Origin of the sequence: Paenibacillus kobensis NBRC 15729 (assembly GCF_004000825.1) — a bacterium.
Taxonomy (GTDB): domain Bacteria; phylum Bacillota; class Bacilli; order Paenibacillales; family Paenibacillaceae; genus Paenibacillus_T; species Paenibacillus_T kobensis.
The window spans coordinates 17,487-33,903 of record NZ_BILZ01000061.1; the positions used below are offsets into that span (position 1 = coordinate 17,487).

Annotated in this window: 16 protein-coding genes, 1 tRNA gene and 1 pseudogene; 3 read left to right on the forward strand and 15 right to left on the reverse strand. The window is 50.7% G+C overall.

Annotated elements, in window-relative coordinates:
* Positions 1 to 50 precede the first annotated feature (50 nt).
* The 7 genes from PKO01S_RS24235 to PKO01S_RS24260 form a co-directional block, all read right to left on the reverse strand.
* On the reverse strand, positions 51 to 1,172 hold the full coding sequence (locus tag PKO01S_RS24235) for an acyl-CoA dehydrogenase family protein (protein ID WP_127534028.1): 1,122 nt from the start codon (positions 1,170 to 1,172) through the stop codon (positions 51 to 53).
* A gap of 23 nt (positions 1,173 to 1,195) precedes the next feature.
* Positions 1,196 to 2,281: an aminoacyl--tRNA ligase-related protein gene (locus PKO01S_RS24240; protein WP_127534029.1), complete on the reverse strand. Its 1,086-nt coding sequence runs from the start codon at positions 2,279 to 2,281 to the stop codon at positions 1,196 to 1,198.
* Positions 2,282 to 2,284: 3 nt separating this feature from the next.
* On the reverse strand, positions 2,285 to 3,376 hold the full coding sequence (locus PKO01S_RS24245) for an acyl-CoA dehydrogenase family protein (protein WP_127534030.1): 1,092 nt from the start codon (positions 3,374 to 3,376) through the stop codon (positions 2,285 to 2,287).
* A gap of 315 nt (positions 3,377 to 3,691) precedes the next feature.
* Positions 3,692 to 4,045, reverse strand: coding sequence for a hypothetical protein (locus PKO01S_RS24250; RefSeq protein WP_127534031.1), 354 nt, complete (start codon positions 4,043 to 4,045; stop codon positions 3,692 to 3,694).
* Between the two features lie 72 nt (positions 4,046 to 4,117).
* The gene (locus PKO01S_RS29835) at positions 4,118 to 4,228 is read right to left on the reverse strand and encodes a hypothetical protein (protein WP_407669701.1); all 111 of its coding nucleotides are present in this window, start codon (positions 4,226 to 4,228) and stop codon (positions 4,118 to 4,120) included.
* Positions 4,229 to 4,260: 32 nt separating this feature from the next.
* Positions 4,261 to 4,758: a DUF2935 domain-containing protein gene (locus tag PKO01S_RS24255; protein ID WP_307719851.1), complete on the reverse strand. Its 498-nt coding sequence runs from the start codon at positions 4,756 to 4,758 to the stop codon at positions 4,261 to 4,263.
* A gap of 106 nt (positions 4,759 to 4,864) precedes the next feature.
* On the reverse strand, positions 4,865 to 5,056 hold the full coding sequence (locus PKO01S_RS24260) for a hypothetical protein (protein ID WP_127534032.1): 192 nt from the start codon (positions 5,054 to 5,056) through the stop codon (positions 4,865 to 4,867).
* A gap of 433 nt (positions 5,057 to 5,489) precedes the next feature.
* Between PKO01S_RS24260 and PKO01S_RS24265 the strand changes: the two genes are divergently transcribed.
* Positions 5,490 to 5,807 (forward strand): hypothetical protein, encoded by a 318-nt coding sequence (locus PKO01S_RS24265; protein ID WP_127534033.1) that lies wholly within the window; start codon positions 5,490 to 5,492, stop codon positions 5,805 to 5,807.
* A gap of 144 nt (positions 5,808 to 5,951) precedes the next feature.
* On the opposite strand, the gene PKO01S_RS24270 is transcribed toward PKO01S_RS24265, so the two are convergent.
* The 3 genes from PKO01S_RS24270 to PKO01S_RS24280 all read right to left on the reverse strand — a co-directional run bounded on the left by PKO01S_RS24270 (position 5,952) and on the right by PKO01S_RS24280 (position 7,937).
* Entirely contained in the window at positions 5,952 to 6,161 is a 210-nt protein-coding gene (locus PKO01S_RS24270) for a hypothetical protein (protein ID WP_127534034.1), read from the reverse strand.
* A 311-nt stretch (positions 6,162 to 6,472) separates the two neighbouring features.
* On the reverse strand, positions 6,473 to 7,045 hold the full coding sequence (maa, locus tag PKO01S_RS24275; RefSeq protein WP_127534035.1) for a maltose O-acetyltransferase: 573 nt from the start codon (positions 7,043 to 7,045) through the stop codon (positions 6,473 to 6,475).
* The gene (locus PKO01S_RS24280; RefSeq protein WP_127534036.1) at positions 7,032 to 7,937 is read right to left on the reverse strand and encodes a LysR family transcriptional regulator; all 906 of its coding nucleotides are present in this window, start codon (positions 7,935 to 7,937) and stop codon (positions 7,032 to 7,034) included. The genes maa and PKO01S_RS24280 overlap by 14 nt, the downstream gene beginning before the upstream one ends.
* A 156-nt stretch (positions 7,938 to 8,093) precedes the next feature.
* On the opposite strand from PKO01S_RS24280, the gene PKO01S_RS24285 reads away from it, so the two are divergent.
* Positions 8,094 to 9,446 (forward strand): uracil/xanthine transporter, encoded by a 1,353-nt coding sequence (locus PKO01S_RS24285; RefSeq protein WP_127534037.1) that lies wholly within the window; start codon positions 8,094 to 8,096, stop codon positions 9,444 to 9,446.
* A gap of 155 nt (positions 9,447 to 9,601) precedes the next feature.
* Here PKO01S_RS24285 and PKO01S_RS29475 read toward each other — a convergent pair whose 3' ends face one another.
* From PKO01S_RS29475 to PKO01S_RS24295, 3 genes and pseudogenes are all read right to left on the reverse strand, one after another.
* Positions 9,602 to 10,273 (reverse strand): vWA domain-containing protein, encoded by a 672-nt coding sequence (locus PKO01S_RS29475; RefSeq protein WP_246070714.1) that lies wholly within the window; start codon positions 10,271 to 10,273, stop codon positions 9,602 to 9,604.
* A 177-nt stretch (positions 10,274 to 10,450) separates the two neighbouring features.
* Positions 10,451 to 10,918 (reverse strand): annotated as a pseudogene (locus PKO01S_RS29480) (TerD family protein); the annotation flags it as partial.
* A 291-nt stretch (positions 10,919 to 11,209) separates the two neighbouring features.
* Complete coding sequence (locus PKO01S_RS24295; RefSeq protein ID WP_246070713.1) at positions 11,210 to 11,974, reverse strand: AraC family transcriptional regulator; 765 nt, start codon at positions 11,972 to 11,974, stop codon at positions 11,210 to 11,212.
* A gap of 178 nt (positions 11,975 to 12,152) precedes the next feature.
* Here PKO01S_RS24295 and PKO01S_RS24300 point away from each other — a divergent pair, with 178 nt between their 5' ends.
* Positions 12,153 to 15,269, forward strand: coding sequence for a glycoside hydrolase family 2 TIM barrel-domain containing protein (locus tag PKO01S_RS24300; RefSeq protein ID WP_127534040.1), 3,117 nt, complete (start codon positions 12,153 to 12,155; stop codon positions 15,267 to 15,269).
* A gap of 76 nt (positions 15,270 to 15,345) precedes the next feature.
* Here PKO01S_RS24300 and PKO01S_RS24305 read toward each other — a convergent pair whose 3' ends face one another.
* Both PKO01S_RS24305 and PKO01S_RS24310 read right to left on the reverse strand, forming a co-directional pair.
* Positions 15,346 to 15,915, reverse strand: a complete 570-nt coding sequence (locus tag PKO01S_RS24305) for a YdeI/OmpD-associated family protein (protein WP_127534041.1) — start codon at positions 15,913 to 15,915, stop codon at positions 15,346 to 15,348.
* A 327-nt stretch (positions 15,916 to 16,242) separates the two neighbouring features.
* Positions 16,243 to 16,318: transfer RNA gene (locus PKO01S_RS24310), tRNA-Thr, on the reverse strand.
* Positions 16,319 to 16,417 lie beyond the last annotated feature (99 nt).

Consider the following 16,417-nt stretch of genomic DNA (forward strand, 5'->3'; position numbering starts at 1 on the left):
GTGCAACATCCTCCTATGTTTTCGTCCATAAGGTGCGGGCAGCCGCTGGATTACAGCTCCCCGAGCACCGACTTCGCGATTCGTTCCCGGCTGCCGTCGCTGTCCATCTGCTGCATATCGAACGAAGACGATCTCAGCGTGCCGTACAGCAATGCAAGCGGATGATCCGCACGGATCGAAGAAATGCCCGCTATCTTCATCGCATAGTTCAAAATTTGATTCGTCCTGCTGATGATAAATTCCATCGTAACCCGTCCCGTGTCCGCTGCTAGCCGTCTGTCCGACGTACCGCCGCTTAGAAGCTCGTTGACAAGGCTGCCGAACGTATACAGCTGGGAATCGCACGCTTCCAAGAGGATCGAAGCGTCGGCGACAAGAAACTGCGTGCCTGGGAACCGGCTGAGCGGCAGTCCCCATTGCGGAACCCGGGATGCTTTGGCGGAATCGCAAGCAATCGTCAGCGCCGATTGTGCAATTCCGAGGTAGATAGCGCTGATGCTCAACTGCCGAAGCAGAGAGAACCGTTCCAATTCCGCTGTGTCTTGCTGCGTAAAGATGACAAGCTCGCTCTCTGGAACGAACACATCGTCCAGTTGAACGCGATAAGATTCGATTGCCGCTATGCCAGCATGCCGGTCCGAGTCCAGACCGGCATGAAGGGTCAGCTTCACGCCATGTTGACGGGACGGCACAATCGCGAAAATATACGATACGCTGCCGTCCGTACCGATCATACGTCCGCAGGTCGGCATGAACAACACGTTTTGATCCATTAGCACCCGCTCACGCACACCGCTTAGCAGAAAGCCCTCAGCCGTCGGTGTTGCCGTAATACTTTCCGTCTCGCCTATTGCGGAACCGGTCAAATCCATCTCGTTCATCGAAGCGAATAAGCTGCCCATCGTTTCGGCTTGAGCGAACAGACTGTATGCCGATTTGCCGGAATGCATCAATCTGAGCGCCCATGCGCTGGACAGGTGGGCAGCCATCTTCATCGACAACGGCAGATCGTTAGCTGCCAGGTCCGCAATCATTCGGGTGTAGCTTACCGCACAGGCATGCTCTTGTCCGAAAGGCTTCGGCAGCGTCAACGTATGCAGCGTCAGCTTCGGCTCCTGGTCATTCGCGGCGTTAGCCAGTGTTGGAATCGTATGATTCGTAATGCTCGCCATATCACTACCTCCATTCAACAATTTCAGGAATGAATATGCCCCTGCAGCACCATTGGCCAGTGCCTAATATCGTCGCCGTGGCGATGCGCCAACGCTTGAATCCAACGATCGATGCCAAAACCTACGCATCCGGACTGCACCGGTTCACCGTCCATGCCGGTAATACCGAATTTGCGGACGATCATATCGCCGCTATGATTGAAGGAGCTAATCGCCGAGGATATCGTGCCGCATTGGGCAATCAGCTCATATTTGGCGCTTGATAGAAGCTGGAACGCGAGCTTGTCCAGTCCATCCGCCGTAAAGAACGGATCGTTCGCCGTCTGTACGGTGCCTTGCAGGCCAAGCTTCACGAACAGCTCCCATACGTCATCGATAATGCGCTGCCGAGTCTCCGTAATTTGCGCCGCTGTGCCGATCATCACAATTTCCCGCATCGAGAATTCGTTGCGGCGGAATGCATTGAGACGCCATTTCGCTTCATGGCGGAAACACCGCCCTTCAGCCGTATACAGATGCAGTCCGCTAACTTGCTGGCCGGACAACTCTTGATAGACGTGATAGCAAATACAAGGCTGCAAGTAATAGTCCGCCTTGCGGAAAGCCGAATCCATATGCTCATGAGCCGATTCAAGAATATTGAACTGATGCGGAATTTCGGAGACGGCATACACGTTCTGCGGGAAATTCGTATGGTAGCCGCAAGTGTGCATCACTTCCTCCTGCAGCAGCGTAGGGTACCGGCGTTCGACCGCTTGATGCTTGCGTGCAATGTCCAGGAACATGTCGTCCAGCAGTTGATAGGCACGCGGGTCGACGGATGAATGATCGCGTGACAAAGAACTTTCCTGCGGCTGCGATGAACTGACGTTCGTCTTCATCGTACGGACGGGGATCGACATGCAGTCGTTGATTTTGTTCAAAATAGCTTCGAATTGCGACTTGATCAACGATTCTTCCAATTGGCAACCTTCTTGAATCGTAATGATCAGCTCTTCGCCTTCGATCGCAACGGATTCGATATTCGGCGCAACATAGGAAGCCTGCTCGATAAGCAAGCCTCTCTTCTGATCGTCGAACGTTTCTGGAACCGCAAATATAAACTTCATCTTCTAGCACCACCTCGAACGAATGGTAAGCACGCCAAGTCTTTGTTTCGCCACGATTTCTTTCAGAACGTCGCTTCGAGGCAAATGGAACGTATTCGCCTTGACGTCACGGTACAGCTTGAACAGCACCGACTCGGGCTGCATTGCTTGCGCGCCGAACGCTTCGACAGCCATCTCTACGACACGCTCTGCAGAAGTGAGGACGTATTCTTTCGTCATCAAGCTAACCGGTGTCAGCTCAGACGCCGGTTCGCCTTGCAAATAAGCTTGTACGACCCGGCACAGCTTGTTCAGCTGTGAATCGCTCGAGTCGAGCAGCAGTTTCATTTCGGACAGTCGCTGTTCCAATCCGAATTTCCGGCGTGAATGCGCCGGCAGAGAAGGGGCGAGTTCCTGAACGACATGCTCGAATGCCTGGCTGGCTACAGCCCAATAGACCGAGCAAATGCCTACGCGGAATAAATACGGGAAAACATCCATATCAAGCGGAATCTCCGCATTACGTGAGATGATTCTTTCCGATGGCAGGAAAACATCATTCAGCACGACCGTATTGCTATGCGTCTGGCTCATCGCGATCGTATCCCAATCTTTTTTCACACTGACGCCAGCGTCCGATTTGTGAACCATCGCCATAATGATTTCATTCTCATTCGTCTCTTCGTTGCGTGTAATGCTCATAATAGGCAAATAGTGAACATAAGGCTCCAGCGAGACGTATGGCCGGACACCATTCACCACTACACCGCCGTCCATGAACTTCATCTTCACCGGAAATTGGTCCGGGTCGATGTCGGAGAGCTTCCGGAAATAGAGCACGGGGTCATTAGGCGAGGCCATAAGCGCATCGTTGCGCGAAACCTCGTTAAAATAGAAGTCGAGATTAAAGTTGTCCGTGCGAATATGGGACAGACCCCATACGGTGAGCAAGTGCATGGACATACTGAGGGCGAGGGAAGGATTGCACCGTGCGGTGCGGATCAACATTTCCTTATACTGCAAGGGGGAAAATGCGCTGCCATACGGAGAAGGAAGCGTAGATCTATGAATGCCTTGCGCGATAAGATCATCGATTGCCAGAGCGGTTAGACTCAAAATTATTGTCCCTCCATATCCTCGTAGATTTTGGATGGCCGCGGCCGCTTGCGAAAGCTATTCTGTCACGCAGAATCAGCCGTATTACAGTTGCTGCAATGAAGTGGCGGTTACACTTCCTCTCCGATTCGAATAGGTAGATGAAGTAACACAAAATGATACAATATGTATCATAGCATAATCTTCGAAAATGTCATCCCCCCTTTGCAAACACTTCAAACGTGTTTCCACAACGCCAAGAAGGCCAACCGGACTATGCCGGTCGGCCTTCTCATACGAAAGAACCATGTATGTCGAACTTCGTTAGAATCGTTTTTATTGCCGTTGCAGATAGCTGTTGTTGCTGTTTAATGTGTTTAAGTTTGCAAATGCTGCCGTATTCGGCTGATAAGCCGTATGCGACAATTGCGCGCAGATGCTGCCGATTTGTTGAAGCTGCTGAACCGCCGTCTGATGGCCTTGAAGCGCCGTTTGAATAATTTGTGCCGCTTGATGTTCACGCTGAGCAAGCTGTTCCAATTGCGCTGCATTGGCCTGTTCTTGCTGCAATAACTGTTGATAAGTAGCGGAAGCCTGCTGCGTTTGTTGAATCAACTGATGCACGAGTTGCTCGCAATGAGCAAGTTGCTGCGAATAGGACTGCTGGTACGTGTTCGATTGCTGGTACATTCACATTACCCTCCATAACGGTGAATTGGATGGGCCCCATTCTGGAAACCCTTGGGTATTATGCATTAAACTTCATTGTTCTATACGCGGCTTCGCCGGATCGCAATTCGGATGAGGAACTAAGCCCGCTGCAGCTAATTTAGTCAAATAGAAGCATTCTTCTCTTGCCATATGATCCGGCATTAGCGGTGAAATGATATCCAGCGCCTCGGAAGTCAGCTCCAACTCCTAACCCGGTCGAAGTCCATAACAAATGTACCTGCATGTCCCGAAGCATCGAGCAGCCAAACGAGATCATAGTGGAGCGGATCGTACTTCGGCACCGGCTGACCGTTAAGCAGCGCTTGAAGGATGCGAAGGTACTCTTCAAGCTCATTCACCATATGATTCAGAAAAGTCGGCGGAAGCCCGAACGTGATATGCCCGGTTAATTGCCGCTCCAGCAGCGATAATTTGAAGTGTCTAAACTGATAAGCAGCTTGAGCCGCTTGCTTCGTCAGCTCCGTTAAACTTACAGATCGGTTACGGGCAGCCGCTAATAACTGATCGAAAACAGAGACCCCGTTTCGTGCCTGATGAATGTCTTGGTGCTCCTTAGGAGACAAAGCATTGAATATAAACCGGGCATGATCGCCAAGGATTTGCAGCCAAAACCGATGCTCGAACCATGCCTCTTCCGTCCCTTGAAGGGGCAACGATGACGAAGTTGTCATAACCCGCCTCCCGAATGATCAATTCGGTTAACGTTATGCCTAATTCGTCTGAACAGTACAATAAATAAAGACCGCTCGAGCATGAGCGGCCTTCGCAATCCTTCTGTTATGACGGTTCGTGATTGCCGTCGAAAGTGTGCTGGATATTGTCCACGATTTCCCCTACAGCGTCGCTAACCATATCGATCGGTCCCGAGTCCTCGTGATCTTTCGGCGTATTAATGCCGGCTGCCGTATTCGACGTCTCATTGTACATTTCACTGTATTCTTCATCGCGCTGCTTATGATTCCTGCTCATCTGGCATACCACCTTCGGTTTTCGGATCAAGGTTAGTCTGCCCCATTATGGATGATTTAAGCAATAAGACAGCCGATCAAGGAGCCGAAGCGACGACGAACGCTTCCCATCCGCTGACGCTCGTGCGGTTGGCGATCAGCATATTAAGGTTCAAATCCGCGCTCACCCACAAATACAGGAACGATACTGTTCCATCCGTATTATGAATGGCAACCAGCCTTCAGTTCCTTCTTGAAGCAAAAGCCGACTCCACTGTTACCTGACAGAGGTGCCGGCTTCATTACCATTTTCTTATATAACTATCGCTTAGCCAAATGTGAATCAAACCCACAGACAAAATACTTGATTCTCCTTCTAATCCGAGTATAATACTAGGTAATAATATTCCATTATGAGTAATTGGACCGAAGTGGGAAGAGGAAGTGTGAGGCATATGGAATCTTTGACTGAAGCTTGGATGAATGATTACCTGGACCTTTATATTTACGCCGGTTCGATTGGGGATCGGGGTTGGCAGGACGATATTCTTGCAGTACTTCGAGATAAAGAAGTGTTGAAGGAAACCTACCACGCGATGATGCTGCGTGAACTGTGGAATAAATTCGACCGGATTAACCAGCAATTAGTTGAGGTATTCGCTGAATTGCGATCGGCAACCGTCCGCAGCCGGACTGAAGTGCTTCAGGAGAAGTGGATGAAGCTCCGCATAGAGAGGAATAAAGTAACGAGGAAGATATTGTCGTATAAATAGGCGACCGAAAACCTGTGCAACTCCGTGTATCGGTCGCCGCGTAATAATGTTACCTATTCAGATCGATCTTCATAAGTGAACCAAACGTACTCACTCCGCATGCAGTTGACCGCACTGCTGAATATGTACAGAGGTCTGTCGCAATTAGACGGTTTGCTTCATTCCGCTCATCATCGTCATCATTGCCGTCATCATTTCGTCGCACTCTTGCATACGGGACATCATCATGTTCGTATCCATTTCAGATGCGTCCATTCCCTTCATGCATTCCATCATCATCATCATGCACTTCATTTTACACGCCATCTCTTCCATACACATCGTCATCATCATGTTCATGCACATTTTTTCCATTTAAAATTCCTCCCAAAATTTGATTCACTTACAATATTTATACTATTAAAAACTTACTTGTGAAACAATAGGTCTGATAGTCTATTTTTCACACCTGTTTTGTCGGAATTTGTTTTTGCCCCATGAAACGTTATTTACAGCTCCATTCTTGTTTCAAATGTAACTATGAAAAGAAACTGTGCAGGCGAATGTTATTTCGATCGCTGTACTCGTACGGACCCTGATGCATATAACAAGAAACAGCCCTCTGGTTCATGGATGTGCGATCCAACCATTCCAATAGAGCTGTTTCAGCAGATTGTGCAGTGTGTTTATGATGGAGCAATGGTCTTGATCACTCTCGCCGGATTGCCGCCGACAACGACGTTGTCCGGCACGTCCTTCGTCACAACTGCACCTGAGCCGATGACTACATTATCGCCGATTGTAACACCCGGATTAATAACGGCTCGACCGCCAATCCATACATTATCGCCAATCGATACGGGGATGCCATACTCTGCACCCGATATGCGTTCCTGCGCATTAAGCGGATGCGTAGCCGTATAGATATGTACGCCCGGCGCGAGGAAGCAATTGTCTCCGATCTGGATTTCACAAACATCGAGCATGACACAGTCGAAGTTGGCATAGAAATTGTTCCCGACATGAATGTTATATCCATAATCGCACCGGAATGTCGGCTCGATATAGATCGATTCTCCTGTCTGGCCGAACAATTGCTGCAGCAGCTCCTTCCGGCGCTCATGATCGGTTTCCAGCGTTTCATTATACAGCCTCGTCAATCGGCGTGCGTTGATTCGATCTTGCAGAAGCACAGGATCGCTTGCAAGATACAGTTCTCCGTTCAACATCTTCTGTTTCTCGGTTTTAAGAGTGGTCATCGGAAACTTCCTTTCGGATCAAATGAATAAGCTGCTGCGCCGCTTTGCTTAAATAATGCCGCTTCAGCCAGATGACGGCGGACCGTGAAATCGGCTGCGGACTATCGATAGCGGTGATGCGAAGGTTATCTTTCGGATTGCGCATGAGCGAAGTGCCAGGCAGTATCGATGCGCCAAAGCCGGAGGCGACAAGCTCCAGCAGCATCCCGATATCGGAGCATTCCCCGACAATCGTCGGCGACAATCCCCGAATATGGAATTGCTCCAAAATCAATTGATACAAACCGAGTCCTTCCGTACTAGGCAGAACTAACGGATGCTTCGCTATCTCTTCGAACGATGCGGCTTCATGCGGGTACGGCGCAACGGCACCCGCTTCTTCCTCTTTGGTTACAAAATAGAGCGGCTCTTCTCCGAGCTCAATATACTCGAATTCATCCAGCGCGATCGGAAGACGGACGATGGCGAGATCGAGCAATTTACTGCGGATGAGCTGGGTTAACGTATTCGTCTCGTTCTGCTGAATCTTGAACGTCACGTTCGGATACAACGCGCGGAACGTACTGAGCACGCGAGGCAGCCGCTCGTCCGACAGCGTGTTCACGCCAACCGATAGCTTACCTCGCAAACCAAGCCCTGATTCTTGCACCTCCGCTTTCGCTTCATCCATGAGCCTCGTAATCGTCAACGCATGCTCATATAGCAGCTTGCCTGGAGCCGTTAATTCGAGGTGCCGGCCACTTCGGGTGAACAGCGGAACGCCAAGCTCCGTCTCCATCAGCTTCAACTGCTGGCTAAGCGGAGGCTGCGACATATGCAGCCGGTTCGCGGCAGATGTTACCTGAAGTTCTTCGGCCAGCGCAATAAAATAATGCAGCTGTTTAATATCCATTCCGAGCGCTCTCCCAGTCGATATTCATATACGAAAGCAATGTTATTAATATTTTTCATATAGTTATGCCCATGATACCATAATTGAAGCATTCAAACGATCCCAGTAGGGGTCTGCCGGATGCATACATCATGGATGAAAGCTGGGAACAATCGAATGTTAGAACCGTTACGTTCACGCGGCTCCGGCAGCATGCTGCTCGCCGGTATACAGTGGCTATTTTTTATTTTTACGAATACGGTCATGGTGCCATTGTCGATTGGACATGTGCTCGGTCTTGCGCCGGAGGATGTCGCTGCGGCTATGCAGCGTTCCTTCATTCTGACCGGTCTGCTGTGTATTGTGCAGCTTCTGTGGGGACACCGCTACTCGCTTATGGACGGTCCGGCCGGCGTATGGTGGGGACTCGTCCTTAGCATTTGCGCATCCGCGCCTGCAATGGATATGGAGGTATCAGCCGTCGCGGCAAGCTTGACGAGCGGGTTCATTATTGCGAGCGTACTCGTGATCGGCTTGGCGCTGTGCGGCTTTCTTCCGGTGCTGCGTCGCGTATTCACTCCAATCGTCATGAGCGTCTATATGCTTCTGCTGACGTTTCAACTCGAGAATACATTCTTCAAAGGGATGATCGGGTACAATCAGGATGGCCGCTGGGATTTGCCGGTCGCCGCATTATCGATGCTTGTCATCGTCCTCGTGGCGTTCGTGCATATACGCGGAAAAGGAAAGTTAGGCCAATATTCGCTGCTGAGCGGAATTGTCGTCGGTTGGATCGCATATGCACTGCTGTTCGGACAGGAGAGCAGTATGAATGCGGCAGGGGCCAGCGTGCTGTCGATCTGGCAGTGGATGCCTTGGGGAACGCCGGGTCTTGCACCAGGCATCATCATGGTCGGTTTGCTCGCCGGTCTTGTGAACATGACGAATACGTTAACGAGCCTCGCGGCTGCCAGCAAGCTGTACGGCCGGGAATCGACCAAGGGACAGCATATCCGTTCCCTATTAGCCACCAACCTGTTCTCGATCGCCGCGGCATGCTTCGGTCTTATTCCGTTCGGCACATTCGCTTCTTCTATCGGCTTTCTGGAGAATACGAAAGTACTGCGGCGGGCGGCTCTGTTTGTTGGCTCTGCGTTGTTGATCATTGTCGGCATCGTCCCGCAGCTTAGCGGCTTGCTGGCTCAGCTTCCGATGTCGGTCGGCAGCGCCGTCTTGTTCGCCGCTTATTTGCAAATGTTCGGCACGGCGCTGCGATCCTTCCAAGGAACGGCGTTCAATGCAAAGACGATCTACCGCGTCGCATTGCCCGTTCTGACGGGCATCAGCATCATGAACGTCCCGGCTTCCGCCTTCGCCAACTTTCCGCCGCTGCTGACGCCTATCGTCTCGAACGGGCTCGTGATCGGCGTGATCTTCGTCATCCTGCTGGAGGGATTCGTCCGGTGGGAGAAGTATGAGGCTGTACCCGCAGCCAGTAAGGCTGGTGTAACGACAACTGCTTCATCATAAGATGTTCCGCTTCAATTTAGGCATTCGCGGTAGCCATAGATTGTTGGGATGTATTTGAAAATAGTACCGCTTAAAGGCAGCAGAGCAGAGCGAATGTTCTGATGATCGCTAATGCTTCTTCAGAATCATTCGTCTGCTCCGTTGAACCGAAACGACTACCTCACAATCCGCTTCGCCTTCGCAGCTTGCAGCCATGACGGAAACTCGTTCAGAAGCTTGTCATACAACTCCTCGTCCGACACGCGCTCGATCCGGTCCCAATGAATAAAGTTGGCGTTATCGACAATTCGTCCCTGCATGGAGTCGAGCCGCTTCAACACTTCGAAATTGGAATCCCCGATGCCGACGAATTGCCAGAATATCGGAAGCACTGCCGATCGGGTGATTACCTTCTGAATCGTCTTCAACACGCCTCCATCATTAATGAATATGACGAAAGCCGGAACGGACGAATCCTCTTCGACCGTATATTTACGGATGACGTCCTCCATGACGGGAGGCTCGTTATTGCGGCCGAATTTATGGATGAACGGATTGTCCAATATTTGCTTATTCACGTAATTGCCCAATCCGCTTTCGGTCACGGACGGCATTCGGCTGAACTCGTTATCATATACCCATACATCCAAGGTTGCATTATCGTCGAATTGGCAGGCAATCGCAAGAAGCCGTTCCACCACATCCTGTACGATGCCGGTTCTGTACTGCTGCTGCATCGACCCGGATATATCAAGCACAACGCCGACACGTGCGACGACATTCGTAAGCTGCTTCTTCTGCAGCGAGATTGCTACCGCTTTTTTGCGCAAATCGATCTTAGATAGAATCTGCTGCTGCTCGGTCGGCGCAGTCTGCTGTGCCAATTGCTGCTCTTGCAACTGCTCCTCTTCCAGCTTGGCGCTTGCAACCTCCGAAGCGTTCTCCGGCTCTTCCAGTTCCAATCCATAGTGGGTGACGAGAGCTTCAAGACCGCCGTAAAAGCCGCTGCCGATCGCGTTGAACTTCCACTCGCCTTGGTAGCGGTATAATTCGCCGACGACAATTGCCGTTTCCTTGGACACGTCGGAACCGCAATCATAGAGGCCGAGCTCGGCTCCCGTATCTTCATCCGATAATTTCACATATAAAGACGTTACGTCATTCATGGTATGTCCGCGTTTGGCGCTCTCATAGATGGATACCGTAACCGCAAGTCTGTCGATCCGGTCCGGCAACCGGTCCAGCGAGACGCGGAGCGCACCGGATTGGCCGCTTCCATCCTGCGAATATTGAACCGCCCCATCGATTGAGAGAGGGTTCCCGTAAAAGATAAGATCTTCGTCCCGTTCGCACCGATTGTTCGCTGATAGCAGGAACACGGACGCATCGACGCTGACGCCTGGATCGCTGACCTTCCACCCGAAGGTTAAGACGAGACGCCTCAGTGCCCTCCCTTTCGTGACGTCGATTTTCTGTCCTTTGTTAAGCTGCATGGCTGCCGACTCCCTCCCGGATCGTAAAAGTTGGACTAATCTAGAGTGATAAGTTTCCGATACTCCGAGTGTAACCGATAGGAGAGCCTGAATACCAGTTCGACCGGTACAATCTCGATGAGCTGCGGATTGAAGTGCTTCTGCCACCGCCACCTCTTGTACGTTACCGCTGTACCTCCTGCATCCGGAATACAAACAACTTCGTTTTCGGCATCATTGTCGGCACCATTCTTTTCCCCGTTACACTCTGCTCTAATTCTATGGACTGCTTCAGCCGAATTCAATCCCATGTTAGCCAAGCCCATGAAGCCTTTTGAACGACTCGGGGCTCATGCCCGTTTTCCTTCGGAATACGGAACAGAAATAACTGGCGTTCTCGAAGCCGACCCTCTTGGCGATTTCATACATTCGCTTCTCTGGATCATGGAACATGAGCTGTTTGCTCCGGTTAACGCGTTGTTGGTTGACGTATTCGATAGGGCGCATTCTCACAATCTGTTGAAAAATGCGGCACAAATACTGCGGCGAAACGTCGATAACGCCGGCCAAATCGTTCAAAGTCAACGGATCTTGCAGATGGCGCTCGATATAGTCAAGCACAGGCTTAAGCCGGTCTCTATCCGTGTCAGGATGGGACGAAGATACAAGATGCTGCTTCAGATCGATCAGCATGCTGTACAACTGTTTGGAACGTTCGAAATTCGCCGCTTGCTCGTCCGCAGCAGTTGGTTCGAGCATGTATTCCAGCGCAGGCAGCAGCCGATTGATGTTTAACCGGTTGGGGCCGGATTCGCCGATGCCTGCATATTGCAGCATAAGCTCCGATTCGCGTCCGTTGAACGAAACCCAAGCGACTTGCCACTGACTGCTTATAGGCGAATAAGAATGCGGGACATCGGGGTACAAGAAGAACACTTCTCCTGGACCGACGATGCAGCTTCTCCCATCTATTGTAAGCTCCCCTTTGCCATCAAGCACTTGGTGCATCTGATAATCTGGAAAGCCTGCAGGACGCACGGTCTCTGTCTGATGATCCCAATAACCGACCGTTGTCACGTAGAGCGGGAGTCTTACAGTCTCATGCGTCGAGCAAAAAATGAACTGGCTGTTCAGAACGATCGCCTCTGTTTCATATTGTGTTAGATCGGTATCAAATTGTTTTATTTTATTAATGTACTCCTAATTCTATAATTTGAATATATTAAACATTCACGAAGAAGAGAGATGATAATTGATGCGTTCCAAGTGGGTCTATCAACCGCTGGCGAACGGTTATCCGGAATGGAACAACAACCCGGAGCTGTTTCAACTGAATCGTATCGATGCACACGCCACGATGACATCATATTCATCTGTCGAAGAGGCATTGCACGCAGACCGGTCCAATGCCTCCTCTACGTTATCGCTGAACGGCTCATGGAAGTTTTCATTCGCGCCGGTACCAGAGAAGCGAATCACGCAGTTCTATCAGAACGATTATGATGCAAGCGGCTGGGCGGACATCGAGGTTCCATCCCATTGGCAATTCCAAGGCTACGACTATCCGCAATATACGAATGTGCGTTATCCATGGGCTGAATCCGAACCGGATCTGAAACCGCCGTTCGCTCCGACGAAATACAACCCGGTCGGCTCCTATATCCGAACCTTCACCGTTCCCGGCACTTGGAGCGGACAGCCCGTTTATATCAGCTTTCAAGGTGTAGAATCGGCTTTCTATGTATGGCTTAACGGCGAACTTGTCGGCTACAGCGAAGACACTTTTACTCCGGCACAATTCGATATTACGCCTTATCTGATTGACGGCGATAATAGGCTCGCAGTCGAAGTATACCGGTGGTGCGATGCCAGCTGGCTGGAAGATCAGGACTTCTGGCGGCTAAGCGGTATATTTCGTGAGGTCTATTTGTATACGAAACCGAAGCTCGGCTTCGCCGACTTTTTCGTCCGGACAGAGCTGGATGAACAATACGTTGACGCCCAGTTAGAGCTGGATGTGAAGATTGAGAACTATTACGACGAGAAATATGACCACATTCACTGCGAAGCACAATTATATGATAGCAGCGGGCTAGCGGTATGGGAGCAACCGCTTAGTGTATCGGGATCGTGGGCCGGAGCATGCGTTCAATCCTACCGGCTGTCAGGCTTCGTTGCCCATCCGACCAAATGGAGCTCGGAAACTCCTTATTTGTATACGCTCGTCTTGTCTCTCACAGGCGATGAAGGTACTCTGCTGGAGGCGGTTAGCTGCAAAGTTGGTTTCCGCAAGTTCGAGTTGAAGGACGGCTTAATGCAGATCAACGGAAAGCGCATCGTGTTTAAGGGCACCAACCGTCACGAATTCAGCTGTGACACCGGCCGTGCCTTGTCCGCTTCCGAGATGATCCAAGATATTAAGCTGATGAAGAGTTATAACATTAACGCTGTTCGAACATCCCATTATCCGAACCAGCCGGTCTGGTACGAACTGTGTGACGAATATGGCTTATACGTCATTGATGAGACGAATCTGGAGACACATGGCTCGTGGAGCTACGGTCAGCAGGACCTGCCTGCACATACCGTTCCGGCAAGCCATCCGGAATGGCGCGCCAACGTGCTTGACCGGTGCAACTCGATGTTCCAACGGGATAAGAACCATCCTTCAATCGTCATTTGGTCACTCGGGAACGAATCGTTCGGCGGCGATAACTTTATTGCGATGCATGACTTCCTGAAGGAAGCCGATCCGACTCGACTGGTCCATTATGAAGGCATTTTTCATTATCGGGCGTCCGAAGCAGCTTCCGACATCGAATCGACGATGTACGTCAAGCCACACGATGTCGAGCACCATGCTCGCAGCAATCCGCAAAAACCGTATATCCTGTGCGAATATTCCCACGCCATGGGCAATTCGTGCGGCGGACTGCACAAGTACACAGAGCTGTTCGACAAGTACGACATCATTCAGGGCGGCTTTATCTGGGATTGGATCGATCAAGCTATCCGCACCAAATCGCCCGATGGGATCGAATATTTCGCTTACGGAGGCGATTTCGGCGACACGCCGAACGACGGCAATTTCAGCGGGAACGGCTTGTTGTTCGCTGACCGGACGGTAACGCCTAAGCTGTATGAAGTAAAAAAATGCTACCAAAATATCGGCATAGCTCCGGCGAATCTGGAAAACAACCAAATCCGCTTGACCAACAAACATTTGTTCACCGATCTTAGTTGCTACGATATGCTGTGGAGCGTTCAGCTGGAAGGCGAAACCGTTCAAGAAGGAGTCATGAACGTGACGCTTGCGCCAGGCGCGACCGGTGAGTTCACCGTTCCATACGAGCGTCTTCCGCTCGGACGGGAAGCGGTGCTGAACGTTTCGTTCGTACAGCGGTCGGCGACAGCTTGGGCAGACGAAGGACATGAGGTCGCATGGGAACAATTAATTCTATCGCCGCGAATCACGGGGACAATCACGACTCCGATCCGTACAGATGCCCGGGCACTGCGTGCGACAGAGGCTAAGGATCAGCTCACCATCGAGAATGATACGATAGCGGTCTCCTTCAGCCGCGCTACTGGTGATATCGTCTCTTATCGCAGTAATGGCGCAGAACGGCTGCTGGAGCCGGTGCGGCCGAACTTCTGGCGGGCACCTACCGACAACGACAAGGGCAACCGGATGCCGGAGCGATGCGGGGTATGGCGGGATGCGGCGCGGAATAAAAGGCTGGCTCATTTGGAGTGGACTTTTACGGAAGGATGCTGCAACGTTACGGCAGTTCATCTATTAGCGACCGCTCCCGTCTCCACCGTTACGATTTGCTATACGATTCATCAAGACGGCCAACTCGAGATCGACGTGCAGCTCGTACCTGGAAGCGGCAGCCTTCCCGAAATCCCGGAGATCGGGATGATGTTCGTCTTAGACGGGAACTTAGATACGTTCTCGTGGTACGGCCTCGGTCCGCATGACAGCTACTGGGACCGCAAAACAAGCGCCCGGCTAGGCCGCTACACCGGATTGGTGGCCGAACAGTTCGTACCGTACTTGCGTCCGCAGGAATGCGGCAACAAATCGGACGTCCGTCATGCCAGTGTAACAAGCTCGGCCGACAGCGGCGGCCTGCGTTTCGATTGCCCTGCAGTTATGGAAATTAACGCCTTGCCTTGGACGCCGGAACAACTGGAAGCGAGCGACCATCCTTATAAGCTCCCGGCATCAGCTGCAACCGTCTTGCGGGTAAACGACCGTCAGATGGGCGTCGGCGGCGACGACACCTGGGGCGCTCCGATCCATCCGGAGTACACGCTGCCAGCTAACCGGACGTACCGGTTCAAGTTTACGGTTACAAGTATATAAATGAACAACGTAATTCCCTTGCAAAAAGGACCTCATTCTCCGCCAGCAGGCGGAATTTGAGGTCCTTTTGTCCGTCTTAATAATCTAACAATCGTCCATGGTCATGCCATTGACCGTACATTTGATTAGCTTTCGTGCTTGTAATAAATTTATCTAATCTGCTTTGAAATAATTCCGGCAAATGTTTATTGCTTTGAATATTATCAATTCGCACTCTCTTATACAACGCTGGGCAGGCCAGAAAATGATCATAAGTTTTCCGGTCCTCTTGCAGCCTTTGCTCTATGACCGGATCGATCCGGAAAGAATCGGGATTCATATCCGGAAGCACCTTTCTGCCCTCGTCTGTCATGAGTCCCAGCTTGTCGAGGCGGCGGACGCGTTCTTTATTTAACTCCGTCCATGAACTTCTCGCGCTTCTAGGCGACAGTCTTTGCGCCAGCTGATTGTCCGATAATTTCTTTTTGACGCTATCAATCCATCCGAAGCATAGCGCTTGTTCGACCGCGTCCAAATACAACAGCGTATCCGGCTTCTGCGACATACTTACGATGACCCAACAAAATGGTTCCGTCCCGCTATGATTCAACAGCCAATCCCTTAGTTCTTCACTCGATCTTACTGAAATCAGATTTTCAATTTCCATGATTGAATAATAATCCCCTTCCGCCGTACATCTCCATTGTTTCCGAATTCATTATATTAGAATCGTGTGACAACAGAGTGTCAGTGTTCTTGTTGAATTGAAACTTTCTCTTATGCGAGTTCGTTCCATATGCAGAGAGGAGTGGCCTAATGAAGAAATTTGTTCAGGGAGAACCGGATTTGGAGTGGACGACAGCTTGCTTCGCCTTTATTTTAATGAGGAAGGCATGGTTGAGCGTTACGAGGTGACTCATGATTAAACAAGGAGTTCGTACACAAAAAAATCCCTCCCGACATTGCTGCTCGGAGGGATGTTTGTTATAAAGAATGGTGCCGGCGATAGGAGTCGAACCCACGACCTACTGATTACAAGTCAGTTGCTCTACCAACTGAGCTACACCGGCATATACGACCAAAGATTGAACTCTTGTTGGCCTAATTTGAAGGTTACACCTTCAAAACTGGATGCGAATGTTGAAACCTTAGCTTTGTAATTACTTAAA

What these genes read in the sequence shown, in the direction of transcription:
- PKO01S_RS29835 (WP_407669701.1), bottom strand. Translation starts at nt 4,228, where the DNA reads ATGCCGGATCATATGGCAAGAGAAGAATGCTTCTATTTGACTAAATTA.
- PKO01S_RS24300 (WP_127534040.1), top strand. Translation starts at nt 12,153, where the DNA reads ATGCGTTCCAAGTGGGTCTATCAACCGCTGGCGAACGGTTATCCGGAA.
- PKO01S_RS24305 (WP_127534041.1), bottom strand. Translation starts at nt 15,915, where the DNA reads ATGGAAATTGAAAATCTGATTTCAGTAAGATCGAGTGAAGAACTAAGG.
- PKO01S_RS24270 (WP_127534034.1), bottom strand. Translation starts at nt 6,161, where the DNA reads ATGGAAAAAATGTGCATGAACATGATGATGACGATGTGTATGGAAGAG.
- PKO01S_RS24265 (WP_127534033.1), top strand. Translation starts at nt 5,490, where the DNA reads ATGGAATCTTTGACTGAAGCTTGGATGAATGATTACCTGGACCTTTAT.
- PKO01S_RS24260 (WP_127534032.1), bottom strand. Translation starts at nt 5,056, where the DNA reads ATGAGCAGGAATCATAAGCAGCGCGATGAAGAATACAGTGAAATGTAC.
- PKO01S_RS24240 (WP_127534029.1), bottom strand. Translation starts at nt 2,281, where the DNA reads ATGAAGTTTATATTTGCGGTTCCAGAAACGTTCGACGATCAGAAGAGA.
- PKO01S_RS24235 (WP_127534028.1), bottom strand. Translation starts at nt 1,172, where the DNA reads ATGGCGAGCATTACGAATCATACGATTCCAACACTGGCTAACGCCGCG.
- PKO01S_RS24280 (WP_127534036.1), bottom strand. Translation starts at nt 7,937, where the DNA reads ATGGATATTAAACAGCTGCATTATTTTATTGCGCTGGCCGAAGAACTT.
- PKO01S_RS24285 (WP_127534037.1), top strand. Translation starts at nt 8,094, where the DNA reads ATGTTAGAACCGTTACGTTCACGCGGCTCCGGCAGCATGCTGCTCGCC.
- PKO01S_RS24255 (WP_307719851.1), bottom strand. Translation starts at nt 4,758, where the DNA reads ATGACAACTTCGTCATCGTTGCCCCTTCAAGGGACGGAAGAGGCATGG.
- maa (WP_127534035.1), bottom strand. Translation starts at nt 7,045, where the DNA reads ATGACCACTCTTAAAACCGAGAAACAGAAGATGTTGAACGGAGAACTG.
- PKO01S_RS24250 (WP_127534031.1), bottom strand. Translation starts at nt 4,045, where the DNA reads ATGTACCAGCAATCGAACACGTACCAGCAGTCCTATTCGCAGCAACTT.